Origin of the sequence: Novipirellula artificiosorum (genome assembly GCF_007860135.1) — a bacterium.
Taxonomy (GTDB): domain Bacteria; phylum Planctomycetota; class Planctomycetia; order Pirellulales; family Pirellulaceae; genus Novipirellula_A; species Novipirellula_A artificiosorum.
On sequence record NZ_SJPV01000001.1, the window covers coordinates 1230485 to 1243997 of the forward strand.

At 56.2% G+C, this 13513-nt stretch carries 10 protein-coding genes; 5 read left to right on the forward strand and 5 right to left on the reverse strand.

What is annotated here, in order from left to right:
• Positions 1-26: 26 nt before the first annotated feature.
• Positions 27-1634: a hypothetical protein gene (locus Poly41_RS04305; protein ID WP_231615391.1), complete on the reverse strand. Its 1608-nt coding sequence runs from the start codon at positions 1632-1634 to the stop codon at positions 27-29.
• A gap of 327 nt (positions 1635-1961) precedes the next feature.
• Entirely contained in the window at positions 1962-3647 is a 1686-nt protein-coding gene (locus Poly41_RS04310) for a preprotein translocase subunit SecA (protein ID WP_146524628.1), read from the reverse strand.
• A gap of 257 nt (positions 3648-3904) precedes the next feature.
• Here Poly41_RS04310 and Poly41_RS04315 point away from each other — a divergent pair, with 257 nt between their 5' ends.
• Positions 3905-4891, forward strand: a complete 987-nt coding sequence (locus Poly41_RS04315) for an acyl-CoA desaturase (RefSeq protein WP_146524629.1) — start codon at positions 3905-3907, stop codon at positions 4889-4891.
• 23 nt (positions 4892-4914) lie between these two features.
• Here the strand turns inward: Poly41_RS04315 and Poly41_RS04320 are convergent, their stop codons facing one another.
• Positions 4915-7470: a hypothetical protein gene (locus tag Poly41_RS04320; protein ID WP_146524630.1), complete on the reverse strand. Its 2556-nt coding sequence runs from the start codon at positions 7468-7470 to the stop codon at positions 4915-4917.
• 265 nt (positions 7471-7735) lie between these two features.
• On the opposite strand from Poly41_RS04320, the gene Poly41_RS04325 reads away from it, so the two are divergent.
• The 3 genes from Poly41_RS04325 to Poly41_RS04335 all read left to right on the forward strand — a co-directional run bounded on the left by Poly41_RS04325 (position 7736) and on the right by Poly41_RS04335 (position 9664).
• Entirely contained in the window at positions 7736-8149 is a 414-nt protein-coding gene (locus tag Poly41_RS04325; protein ID WP_146524631.1) for a DUF134 domain-containing protein, read from the forward strand.
• A gap of 11 nt (positions 8150-8160) precedes the next feature.
• Entirely contained in the window at positions 8161-8559 is a 399-nt protein-coding gene (locus Poly41_RS04330; protein WP_197231055.1) for a NifB/NifX family molybdenum-iron cluster-binding protein, read from the forward strand.
• 61 nt (positions 8560-8620) lie between these two features.
• A complete protein-coding gene (locus tag Poly41_RS04335) occupies positions 8621-9664 on the forward strand; it encodes a cytochrome-c peroxidase (RefSeq protein WP_231615392.1) in 1044 nt (347 codons plus the stop codon).
• A gap of 305 nt (positions 9665-9969) precedes the next feature.
• Here Poly41_RS04335 and Poly41_RS04340 read toward each other — a convergent pair whose 3' ends face one another.
• Positions 9970-10980 (reverse strand): SMP-30/gluconolactonase/LRE family protein, encoded by a 1011-nt coding sequence (locus Poly41_RS04340; protein ID WP_146524633.1) that lies wholly within the window; start codon positions 10978-10980, stop codon positions 9970-9972.
• A gap of 51 nt (positions 10981-11031) precedes the next feature.
• Positions 11032-12390 (reverse strand): TrpB-like pyridoxal phosphate-dependent enzyme, encoded by a 1359-nt coding sequence (locus Poly41_RS04345; RefSeq protein ID WP_146524634.1) that lies wholly within the window; start codon positions 12388-12390, stop codon positions 11032-11034.
• Between the two features lie 219 nt (positions 12391-12609).
• On the opposite strand from Poly41_RS04345, the gene Poly41_RS04350 reads away from it, so the two are divergent.
• The gene (locus tag Poly41_RS04350; protein ID WP_197231057.1) at positions 12610-13509 is read left to right on the forward strand and encodes a hypothetical protein; all 900 of its coding nucleotides are present in this window, start codon (positions 12610-12612) and stop codon (positions 13507-13509) included.
• Positions 13510-13513: the final 4 nt, after the last annotated feature.

Below are 13513 nucleotides of genomic sequence, written 5' to 3' on the forward strand. Positions count from 1 at the left end.
GAGTGGATCTGGCCTGACCTCAGACTCTAGATTTCGCGGGCGAAAGAGGGATTGAACCTGATTCGCCAACCCGCTTCGGTGGCGTTCGTATTGGGACCCTCCAATACCGGTGCGGGCAGTGGCTCTTCGTCTTCGGGCGCCACGGAGGGGGCCGCGTTGGTTTCCTCATCGAGGTCGGACGACTCTTCTGTGGGCGTACTCTCGAAAGATTGGACCCGTGATTGGGGTTCTTCGTTGAAGGTTGCCGGCGGCATCAGCACGGAATAACCGTTGTTGTCGATCGGTTGAGAAACGGTCGGCGAACTCATGATGACATCCGACGCACTCGGTGAAACGGAAAACGATGAGAAACCACCGATGATTGCGGGGCTGAACGGATCGTAGTAGGAGAGGGGAACCTTTTGAACCACTTGACGTGGGACCATCACCGTTTCGTTGACCGTCACGTACTTTTGGCGTGTCACGGGCCGGCTTACTTTTCGCGTCACCGCCTCTTGTTCGTAGTACGAGACTTGAACCGGTTCTCGGCGTGTCTCGTAAACGGTCCGTGTCGTTTGTACGGGCACTTTGCGAACTTGTTCTTCGGTCACCCAGCGCTGCTGAGTCACGGGGACCTTGCGAGTCAACGTTTCGGTTACCGGACGTTGGACGACATACGGCACCTTACGCACTTCGGTCGTTGGAACCATCCGTGTCGTTTGAACGGGCACGTTTTGTGTCATCGTTTCGGTCTGCATCCGCTGTACTTGCACAGGCACGTTCTGTGTGACCATCTCGGTCTGCATCTTCTGAACCTGAACCGGCACTTGCACCTGTTGGACTTGAGGGACATACGAAGTCTGTGCAATCTGCTGCTGAACATAATTCGGACGATAGGCCATTTGCGTTTGCACCGTCGGCGGCGTCATTTGGGGTGTCACCGCGTAGGCACCTCGGACGCGGGCGAAAAGCCCAAACGGACCGGGCACCGCGTAGGCATTGGGCACGTATTGCGTCTGGTATTGCAGTTGCCCTGGTGTGACGACTTGTTGCGCAACATAGCCGCCCGTGTCGACGGTTTGATTTTGGTACGTTGTCACGGGACGCATCGTCGTGTACTGCTGCGTCTGGTACTGAGTTTCTACGACCGGGCGTTGAACCGCATACTGCTGTTGGCGATACTCGGTTTCGACGACCGGGCGCTGAACCTGATACTGTTGTTGGCGGTATTGGGTTTCGACGACTGGCTTGTAAGTCGTGTATTGTTCTTCACGTTCGGCGGTTTCCGTCACCATCCGCGTCTGCGTGACCGTTTCGTCGCGGTACGAGGTTTCGACGACCGGCTTCCAAACGGTGTAACGTTCTTCACGGTACGAGGTCTCGACGACCGGTTTGGCCACCTTGTACTCTTTTTCTTCGGTTCGCGTTTTTAGCACAGGGCGATAAACGGTCTCTTCTTCCTCGACGTATTGCGTTTCATAGGTCAATTTCAAGCGTTGGACGGTTTGCGGCTCCATCACCGTTTCACACTGCAAGCGATACGCTTGCTCAAAGCAGCAGGCATCTTGGGCCTTGACGTCTATCGATGGGGTCGCAACCGCCACAGCCGCAAATCCGCCATAAAGACTGAGTCGTATTATGTGTCTTCGATTCATTTTTCTTGCCATCCACAGAACCTTGGAACGAGCCGGATCCCTTTCCAGCCGCCGGTCAACTCGCACGCGAACCGATATCGCAGAGTGCTTCGCTACTCTTCTAAGGTTACGCACCGCTTGAGGAAAAAGTAGTGGAAACCTCGAAAAATGCGAACATTTAATGCCGAGCGAACCCACCAAGTTCACCATTTTTCCTGGTCTGTTTATTTGCCGCTACAGATGTTGCCTTTTATCAACAGCGTCGAACCAGCCGAGAGGCGAAAGCGTTCTTACCGTAGGACCGCCGCGGCAGGCTCCGCCAATGGGACTTCAGCCGACGGGCGAAGGTTACGGCGCCAGCGGGTCGAGATTCGGATCGAGGCCCAGTTGACGCATCGCCGCGCCGATGGACTGACCCTGTTGCGTCAATTGGATTCGTCCGCGACGGTGCTGCCGCGACACGATGCTCTGAGCCCGACGAACGATCCAGCCAAGGTTCTTTCTTGAAGCCCGAATTCGATTTGCTTTGTCGGGGCCGAAAGCCATTTCGACGACTTCGTCATCGGGGCTGACAAACGTTCGGACGCTGCCCGGGTCCCCTTGTCGCGCGCAGCGGCCAGCAAGTTGACGATCAATCCTCGCTGCCGGATGCAGTTCGCTGACGATCACATGCAGTCCACCGGATTGCCTCACCCTGTCCGAAACTTGGATGTCGGTACCTCGACCAGCCATGTTGGTTGCCACGGTGACTCGCCCCTCGGTTCCCGCAGCAGCAATGAGTTCGGCTTCGTGGCGGCGGTGTCGTGCATTGAGCACGACGTGAGGGAGGCTGCGTGAGTGCAGCAAGCGGCTAAGCGTTTCTGACTTTTCGATGGTCCGTGTTCCGAGCAGCACCGCTCGGCGACCTGCGACCATCGATTCAACCTCGTCAACGATTCGCTCAAACTTATCCTCTTCCGAAACACAAACCGTGGTTGGCAACACGGTGCGTCGCGAGGGGCGATGGGGAGCGACACGTTCCAGCGGAAGTCCATAGACCTGTGCCAGTTCACGGCGATCTTCCCATGCCGTCCCGGTGGTTCCCGACAAATGCTTGAAACGCGTGACTAGCTCTTGAAGGGTGATGCGCGCGACCGGTTGTGAGGGACAGGTGATGTTGACACCTTCGCGGGCTTCGATGGCTTGCTGCATGCCGTCGGCGAAGGAGCGGTCTGGTTGCGTGCGCCCGGTGAATTCATCCACCAAGAAGACGCGATTGTCGAGCAGAATATAGTGCTGGTCACGACGCAACCGATGGATCGATTCGATCGCACGTTCAACGAAATGGACGATCGCCGTCGTCGTCATCGAATTCATGTCTGCGGGCATCGGTGAACGGGACAGCTTCGAGTAGCCAAGCGGGGTCAAGGCAACTGCATTTGTATCAGTAGGGACCACGTAGTCGCAGGAAGTTGATAGCGATCTGGCAATTTGCGCTGCCCACAGGTAAGCGGATCGATCAGCCGAGTCGATGGGTCCGGTGGACGAAGTAACGATCAGCGGCGTTCGCGCTTCGTCAATCAGGACGTTGTCGGCCTCATCAACGATCAGAACGTCCATCCGCGGAGATTGCCGCGGTGGGGCAGCAGCGTGGCGTCGCCTTGCCTCTCGATCGGCCATTTCTTGCTGCAGGTAATCGAATCCGAATTGTCGGAGCGTGCCGTACGTGACGGAGGCCGCGTAAGCCGATTGTTTCGCAACCATGCTGCAAGAGGCCGACACCGCGTCGACGGTGATACCGAGATCGTCATAGATCGGATGCATCCAGTCGGCATCGCGGCGAGCCAAGTAGTCGTTGGCCGTAGCGATATTGACCGTTCGCCCGTTGCTGGCCATCGCGATCGCGGCCACGGCAATGGCCAAGGTTTTGCCTTCGCCCGTTTCCATTTCAACAATGCCACGGCCGAGCAAATGGTTAGCGACGGTGACTTGGGTCTCCCTCAGTTCGACCCGTAGCCGATCGGCAACCGATTGGCGGATTTGTGACAATTGCATCCGCGGGATCGGATCAGGCGGCGGCGAGAATGGAAAGGACAACCGGGATATCAACTGTCGCTCTCCAATAGAGGCCGGGGGGATGGAAGAGGAAATGCGTCGGAGGAATCGGAATATTTTACATCACCGTTACACTTCGTGGGCAAATCGGTGACAGAACGGGGATTACAAATCGCTAGAATCCAAGTCGTTCGTGCAAATCGCGTTGCGAATCGCAGCGTATGCTGTCGCTCACGGAAATCCACTAGGAACTTGCCATGGCTTCGGTCATCCAGCCACCCCCACAAAAAACTCGTCGCTCCCGCGAGACCTCCTCGCCTCACTCGGCGACGGTGCTCCCGTCGAAACCGAAACCGACCGCTTTTTCGAATCCAACGGCTGCCGACCGTCGTCGCTGGGACAACGTCAGCGTCTGGGCCATCGGCTGGCTGGCGATTGCTCATGTGGTCGTTTTGGCCGCTCCGTTCACGTTCACCTGGGCGGGGTTGGGCGTCGCGCTGCTTTTGCATTGGATCACCGGCAGCCTTGGGATCTGTTTGGGGTACCACCGTTTGTTGACCCACAGCGGGATGAAGACCTATCCGTGGGTTCGCTACCTGTTTGCTACGGTCGGGACGTTGGCGGGCGAAGGTTCGCCGCTGGATTGGGTAGCAGACCACCGCAAACACCATGCCCATAGCGACCAAGAAGGCGACCCGCACTCACCGCACGATGGTGGATGGTGGTCGCATGTTTTTTGGCTCGCGTTTCACACGCACGATGGCGACCGAAAAGCGTACCTGCAGCGTTGGGTTCCCGACCTGTACAAACAACGCGGCATGCGAATCCTCGACGTGTTGTTTTTGCCCCTGCACCTTGCCACCGGTGTTGCGCTGTTCGCAGTCGGCTATGGGTTCGGCGGCCTCACGTTGGGCACCTCGTTGCTGGTTTGGGGGATGTTCGTCCGCTTGGTCGCCGTTCTGCACGCAACGTGGATGGTCAACAGTGCATCGCACTTGTGGGGCTACAAGAATTATGAAACGACCGACGACAGCCGGAACAATTGGTTGGTTGCAATCGTGGCCTATGGCGAAGGATGGCACAACAATCATCACGCATACCCACGCATGGCCAAGCATGGGCACAAGTGGTGGGAATTCGACATCACTTGGCAAGCCATTCGATTTCTAAGGGCCACGGGGTTGGTTTGGGATGTCGTCGATTACCGCACCGCATCAGAGAAAAAAGCCACGAAGCCCAGCTAATTCAGACAGCGGCGCCAGACGCTTTAGTCGGTACGGTCGCGATGGTTCACCTCGTAAACGGTGACCGATTCGTTGGGTTGCGAAAGCAGCATCGAAAATGGCAGCTTGGCCACGTGAAGTGTCGCGGCTTCCGTTTGCACCGATTCGAGAAACGCGGGTTCAAGTAAGTTCTCATCGCTTTGGGGGCTGGAGTAGGGTGACCCTTCGATCGGGCCAGGATCAAGCCAAATCCCAGTCGGGTCCAGTTGCATCGTCCCCATCTCGAAATCGACCAGGATCCGCATCACTTCGTAGCTGACCCATACATTGAGGAAATCGTTTTGAGCGTCGAGTAGGTCGGAGAGTGCCGAGACCAAGTCACGCGCGGCGGTGGGGGAGGCACCCTGATTGGCTTGTCCGGGTCGTAGGGGGGGATTCAACTTCAATCGCGCGATGTCCACCTGGGCAATTGCGACCTGAACCGCGACACGACGCACTTCCAAGTTGATCTGATTGAGCGTGACGATGCGAAGCGTGTTTCGCAAGCTTTGTTTCACCCGATCTTCGAACAACATGTACGCACGCCGCGATTCTTGGTAATCGATGAGTGCCTCGCGGTAGCGATTTCTTTCCACCAATCGGGCGGTGGGAGTATCGAACTGTGCCCCAAAGCGAATCCGACTGTTGTCTTTTCGGAAATCGACGATGTTGCCCGAGCGAGTTCCTAATTGGCCCGTGACCACGATGTCGAGGTCACTCTTGAGTTCATTCGCAATGAACTCAATGTTTCGCCAGCTATCGACCAAGTTGGCACGAGCATTCATCCAATCAAGCCGGTTGACTCGAGCCACCTCGATGGCCTCGATGGGATCGAGTTCCAAGTCCATCAACGTAATGCCTTGCAAGCGGACCTCAGCCTGAAGCAGAGAGAGCTCCAGTAGCAAATCCGACAGCTTCGTTGCGTACTTGTTGAGTTTCTTCCAGCGACGCTTCATCGGCGATAGTTCGCCGTCTTCTCCTTCCTCGATCTCCTCCATGCCGCCGTCGATCGAATCGATCACCTCCGCGATCTCGTCCTTCAAGTGGGGCAAACGATCTAACAGAAACCCAATCCGGCGCATCAGAGAGGTTTCTTCGTAAACGCGAGGATCGACATCGGCTCCGAGTTCTTCAATTTTTCGCTTGACCTTTTGCAACTGCTCGCGTCGCTCGGGCAATCGCGTGTCGAGATCTTGAACGTCTTCCTCGGCTGACGCCACTCGCTGGGCGATTCGGTCTTGGAATGCGGAAACTGATTCGACGGAGTTGACGATCAGTGCATCGGTAGGATTCGTGCGGCCCTTGCGAATCAACAGCAGGATTTCAGCAAGCTCCTCTTGCAATTCGGTCAATTCGGGGCTAATCAAAACAAACCGGTCGAGCAAGGTGTCGCGAATTTCAAGCGGCAGATCGGGCGGCAGCCCCATCTCCATCTTGAAACTGTCGAGTCGCGATTGATAAGCAGACTTGGATGACAACAAGCCACTTTGGGCATTGAGCAAGGCTTGGCGCGCCTGGTCGACCTGCAACCGGCTATTGATTCGATTCGCGTCGAACGCCGCTTCAAGTTGCGCTAAACTATCTCGTAGTGCCACAATGTTGGTCGTTTGGTTGCGGATTTGTTGTTGGTCTTGCAGCAGCCCCAAATATCCCCCTGCATCCGCAACGCCAGTACGACCGCTCGGGAATCCTGCGATCAGCCCGAGTCCATTTTGTCCAACGACGTCACTCAAGCTCGGGCCGCTGCCGGAGTTGCGGCCAGTGACAATGTTGACGTAAAAGCCTTGGCGGTATTGCTCCATTTGCCGGACGTTGGCGAGTAGGGTTCGTTCGCTCTGCGTTAATCGTTCCATCACTCGCGCGCGACCACCGAATCGCAGTAACGGCTGAATCAAACTGAAATCGATGGCCGAGGTCAGGACGTTGGAATCGGTTCCCCAAAAATCGAAAAGCAGTGAGTTCGCGAACCCCACGACGATCTCTCCACCGGCAGTGTTCAACTTGTTGAATCCGGCAAAGGAACGCACCGCGAGCGGGCTTGTCGCGCCGATGTCACGGCCAAGGTGGCTTTGAAACGTGCTGGCCCCGGCATAGAATTGATGATCAAAGCGAAATCGCTCAAACGACACATCCAATGCCGACCGATACAGCGTTTCGCAATTGCGTTGATAGTCACGGGAATTGATGCGTGAAACTCGCACCGCATCCGCAAGGTCCAATGTCACGGTGCCGTCGTCATCGGTGGGAAGCGATGCAAGCCATCCGTCGGTTTCGACCGATCCGAGCGTGCCGTTACGATTCCAGTGCTTCCAGCCTCGTTTGCCGTCGACACAATGCATCAGTTGGTGCGACCGTGGGTCGTCCGGCGGCATGGGGGGGCAGTCGATACAGAAGGGGTCGTACATGCGAGAGTTCGGCGGAGCGTAAACGGTGCCGCCGTCCAGGTAGCCACCTTTTTGCTCGATCAAACAGGTTGCTTCGCGGTCCGCACGGCGCCGATTCCACGATCGCGAACACCCGACCAACACCAAAGTTGCTACGAGCAGCAATCCAGCCGTCATGGAGTGCCGATTCCACATCCTGGGTGTCGTATCCGTTGTAAGAGTGCCTGCTGAACCACCATCGTATTGGATCGGCACCGTTTATAGCGATCATGAGGATAAAACCGGTGAGAGGATGTTGTTTGCTAGCCTGCCGGGGTCGATGCGATACCTTTCGGTTCGGGTGCAGGCCAGACGCCCTGATGGGTCGCCCTTGACATGAAGTGCGCATATGCGCATATTGAGTCTGTGGTTTGAAACGGGGTCCAACTGAATAAAGCAAACGATGCCACCACCGAAGCAATGCCGACGCGTTGGGATGTCGGTTGACTGCACCTACTTCAAGCCTGCGGGAGTTCCGACCCGCAGCCTCGAGGAGGTTGTTTTGGCCATTGATGAACTGGAAGCGATGCGGTTGGTCGATGTCAACGGCCTCTATCACGACAAGGCGGCGGAACAGATGGGTGTTTCGCGACGAACCTTTGGACGGATCCTCGATACGGCGAGGAAGAAGGTTGCCCGCGTGTTGGTCGAGGGAATGGCTCTACGGATTGAGGGTGGGCACATTGAAATCGTCAAGCAGCGTACGTTTGCCTGTAGCGAATGCCGGCACATCTGGAATTTGCCGTTCGGAACCGGGCGGCCAAAATCGTGTCCGGCATGCGACAGCAAGCGGTTCCGAAGAGAAGTCACAACCTAGAGGATCCTAAGATGAAGATCGCAGTTGCTTCGAGTGATGGAGTGTTGATTTCCAAGCACTTTGGTCGTTCGAGTTGCTTTATTGTTTTTGAGACGCAGGGTGAGGCGATTATTCGCGAGAGTGTTCGTGAGAATCGCCAGACGGCACATGCCAAAGGCCACTGCACCGGAGATCATGACCACCACGATGGCGACGATCACCCTGTGCACAGTCACGACGACATCGCGATGGCGTTGTCGGATTGCACCATCGTTTTGTGCTATGGCATGGGATGGCGAGCCGCCGAGGCACTTCGGCAATCGGGGACCCAGCCGTTTGTCGTCGATGGGGAGATGACACCCCGCCAGGCAGTGCTGCAGTACCTTGCGGGGCAATTGAAATCAGCAAGTGACTTTTGTCGTTGTCACTAGTGATCGATAAACTCGGTCGTTCGATTTTCAACTTGATTTTCACCAAATGAAGGAACCAACCATGAAATTGACATCACACATGATCGTGCTCGTGACGCTGGCGTTGACGTGTTCCGCGAACGCATGGGAGACGTTGCCGACGACCGCGGGGCCGACGGCGGAACCGGCCAGTCAAGAAATGATCGAACTCGGCAAGCAATTGTTCTTCGATCCACGTTTGTCACTGACGGGCACGGTTTCCTGCAACACGTGCCACAACTTGATGGAAGGTGGCGACGACGGGCGGGAGACATCGATGGGAATTCATGGTCGTACGGGGCCACGCAATGCGCCAACCGTTTGGAACTCCGTATTCCAAGGGTCCCAATTCTGGGATGGGCGTGCCGCAACCTTAGAAGAGCAAGCCCAAGGCCCCATCGTCGCAGCACCCGAAATGGGAATGCCGGATCACAACCACGCGCTCCAGCGAATTGCGAAGATCCCGGGTTATCAAGCTTCGTTCCAGTCCGTTTTTGGAAGCGAAAACGCCTTGACGCTCGAAAATGCGGTGAACGCGATCGCTGCATTCGAGAGGACCTTGATCACTCCTCATAGCGATTTTGATCGCTATCTCGACGGCGAAGAACATGCGATGAACGCCCAACAGATCGCGGGGATGGGCCGGTTCGAAAGCGTGGGCTGCACCGAGTGCCACGACGGGCCGGCACTAAATGGCTGGCAACCGGGTGATGTCGAAAGTGTCTTTCAAGAATTCCCTCGTTCGATGGACTCCGGTCTGGTCGATCGGTATCAGCTCGCGGCAGACCTTGGCCGATTTGCGGTGACGCAAGCGGAATCCGACAAGCATCTTTTCAAGGTGCCAACGCTTCGCAATATCCTGCTAACGGCTCCTTACTTCCATCACGGCCGTGTCTCCACGATTCACGAAGCGATTGATGTGATGGCACAAACGCAGCTCGATACGGAGCTTAGCGGAGCCGAGATTGCTGAAATCGCCGCATTCTTCGCCGCGTTGGACGGCCGATTTCCCGAGTTGCCGCTTCCTCGATTGCCATCGAGGGCAGGGGAATCGGTGATTGATGAGCCTGAGGTGTTGGATGAGTAAGGTGTGACGGACCACTAGAATTCCGACTCAGCTTGAATTGTGAGTCGGCGTTCGGAGTAGGGCCGGTTCCCACCGGCCAAATCACTTGAGAGTGTGGCCTGTAGAAAACGGCCCTTCCCGAAAATTGAGCTGCGGCGGAATACAAGTGGACCGTCAGCATTAGATTTTAGGGTAGTGGATTTCGCCAGAAATCCGTAACTCAAATGTTCTTAGGGACTTCTGGCGAAGTCCACTACGTCCCAACTCGCAGTTTTAACCTCGACGGTTCACTAGCTTGTCCGGGCTGCTGGCACCCCTTGGAAATCCTATTTCAATTGCACGCGACAGAGTTTGTCGTCGGCGGTCATGTAGAGCGTCTTCTGGTCGCCGCTGAGGGTGCAATTGCTGATGCGTCCGCCCGTGATGATTCGTCCGAGTAGTTTGCCCTCCGGCGTAATCAAGTAGACGGCTCCGGGGCCACTGCAGTAGATCATGCCATCTTTTGCAACCGCCATACCATCGGGAGCTCCGGGCATGGTTTTCGCGTACTCGGTGGCGTCGAAGAGGACTTTGCCTTCACCAAGGGTCTGGTCTTCGTTGATCGGTAGTGCCATCAGGATTGGCGCCGACGAATCACTTTGGGCAACGTAAAGCGTTTTCTCGTCCGGCGATAAGCCAATCCCGTTGGGCCGCGAAAACTGTTTCGTTAACAAGCTCAGGGCACCATCGGGAGCAAGCCGGTAGACACCGCAAAAATCCAATTCACGCCGTGGATCCGCAGCACCATCTGGCAAACCGTAGGGCGGGTCGGTGAAATAGATCACCCCGCTTGAATCGATCGTCAGGTCATTCGGACTGTTCAATCGTTTGCCCTCAAAACGGTCGGCCAGCGTCATCTTCCCTCCGCTGGGCGTCAAGACCGAAACTCGGCGATCTCCGTGTTCGCAAGCGACAAGCCGACCCTGGCGATCGAGGGCCAATCCGTTGCTGCCGGGCTCGAGCCCATAGTAGCTGTCTCCGGTGTAGCCGCTTGGCTTCATGAACAACTCAACGCCGCGAGCAGCGGACCAGCGGAAGATGGAGTTGCGTGGGATATCCGAAAATAGCAAGTGTCCGCCATCGTCATCGGCCACCCACAGTGGGCCCTCGGACCAGGTGAAGCCTTTTGCCAAGACTTCAATCTTCGCATCGGCGGCGACCCGTTCCGAAAACGCAGGGTCTATCGCTTCGACCCGTCCGATCGCCGTTGGTGACTGGCTCCTGGCAACGAGAGTCATTTGGATTGAGACGAGGCATCCAAAAGCGAAAAACAATACACGTCGTCGAAAGTGTCGCATGATGAAAACTCCTGAGATGAGCTGGATGAGTGATGGGGCTGCGGATAGAAATCACGCAGGTTGCGGATGGTCTTTGATCACATTTTGGTAACGTTCAATCACTTCCATCGGCAAATCGTAGTCTTCCAAGTTGCCGCTAAGGAATTTCTCGTAGCCGAGCAAATCCATCATTCCGTGACCGCTGAGGTTGAACACGATGACCTTCTCTTTACCTTCCTGTTTCGCCAAGTTGGCTTCACGAATCGTTGCGGCGATGGCGTGATTCGTTTCCGGCGCAGGGATAATGCCTTCGGTTCGCGCGAACAACAAACCGGCTTCGAAGCACTCGGTTTGCGGCAGCGCGACGGCATCAATGAAGCCCGCTTGCATCGCAGCGCTGACCAACGGTGCCATGCCATGGTAGCGAAGACCGCCTGAATGAATCGGGGCGGGAATGAAGGTGTGCCCAAGGCTGTGCATCGGCATCAGCGGCGTCATCCTTGCGACGTCGCCATGATCGTAGGTGAACGGGGCGCGGGTCAGCGTGGGGCAGGACGTCGGCTCGGCGGCGACCACCTTGATTTTCGCCCCGTGGATGACGTCATAGATGAAGGGAAAGGCCAATCCCGCGAAGTTGCTGCCACCGCCTGCACAGCCAACCACAACGTCCGGAGTCCTCTCGCCAAACTTCTCGAGTTGTTTTTTGGTTTCCAGGCCAATGATCGTTTGATGCAGCATGACATGGTTTAGCACGCTGCCGAGCGCGTAACGCGTTTCACCTTTTGGATCTGCCACCGCCTGTTCGATGGCTTCGGAAATCGCGATCCCAAGCGAACCGGGGGTGTCAGGGTCTTGTTCAAGGATCGTGCGGCCTGCGTTCGTTTCGCGACTTGGACTGGGGACACAGGTTCCGCCCCAAGATTCCATCATCATTTTGCGGAACGGTTTCTGGTCGAAACTGATTCGCACCATAAACACCTTGCACTCTAGCCCCAGCAACGAACAGGCGAACGACAAGGCGCTGCCCCATTGGCCCGCGCCCGTTTCGGTCGTGATTCGTTTGATTCCAAATTGCTTGTTGTACCAAGCTTGCGCCACCGCCGTGTTGGGTTTATGGCTGCCGGCCGGCGAGACGCTTTCGTTCTTGTAATAGATCTTCGCCGGTGTACCGAGGGCGGCTTCCAGCGCGGTTGCGCGAACTAGCGGCGTCGGTCGCCAGCGAGCCAACAGTCCCAAGATTTCCTCTGGAATGTCAATCCAGCGATCCGTACTCATCTCCTGTTCGATGATGTTCATCGGGAAGACAGGCGCCAGCATTTCAGGCGTGATCGGTTGCCGGTCTGGCCCCAATGGAGGGTGCATGCGAACGTCAGCAGCCAAGTTGTACCATTGGCGTGGCATTTCGGATTCAGAAAGAAATATTTTTTTCATCGTGGTTGGTGGGATGGGAGGCAAAAAAAGGGCGAGCCATAGGCAGGAAAAACTTCTAACCAGAGATACGATACGCTCCCTCGGGTCAAGACGCCATTCCCGCACTCGGGGGGCCTCGTTTTTTGTCTTGCGTCCGTCGCTCTGTTTTGCGACCCTTGACCTCTCCGTGAAACTTCACGTTACCCACCCCCATGATCTCTAAGGATGGAGCCGCTTGCTGTGAATCGTCATCATTGTTCGTCCATTTCCGTGGCACTGCTGGCTGCGCTGACTGTTTCTCTTTCAACTGCGCAAGCGGAGGAACCGGCGAATCCTGCCCCCAGTGTGCTTGAAAAATTCACGCTTCGCTACGACTTAAACGCGGGTGAAACCATTCGATATGAGGTCACCCATCAAGCAAAGACGAAGACTCGGATTCGTGGCGCTGAGGAGATTTCTCAGGTTCATACGGTCAGCCAACGACACTGGGACGTATTGACCGCAACGGAGGATGGCGAAGCGGTTTTTGAGCATGTTGTTGACAGCGTCGAAATGACGCAGCAGCGAGGTGAAGAGGAGGAGCTTCGTTGGTCCAGCGAAAGTGGCGAGGAACCGCCTATGGAATTTAGCGTCGTTGCGAAACAGCTGGGCACGAAGTTGGCCACCGTCACGATTAACTCCCAAGGGAACGAAACGCACCGCGAGGATCATGCGGGTAGCAAGGCCTCGTTGGGAATGGGATCGTTGACGCTACAATTACCCGAAGAACCTCTTGCGCTAGGCGCCTCGTGGTCGGTGCCGCATGAGATCAGGGTTCGACTGGAGAACTCGGAGATCAAGGTCATTAAGATTCGTGAACGCTATACGCTCGAAAAGGTCCAAACGGGCGTTGCGACGATTTCACTTCACAGCGAGCCGCTGACACCGATTTCCGATGATTCGGTACGCGCTCAGGTCGTTCAGCAGCTCAGCAATGGTGAAATTCGATTCGACATCGACAACGGTCGCATGCTGAGCAAGCAGCTCGACTGGGATGAAACGGTCGTTGGTTTCCAAGGTGCAAACAGCTTAATGGAATACCGAGCTCGGATGACGGAGCGTCTCGTCGACAAGGTTCAACGAACCGCCACGCGTCCTTAGGATT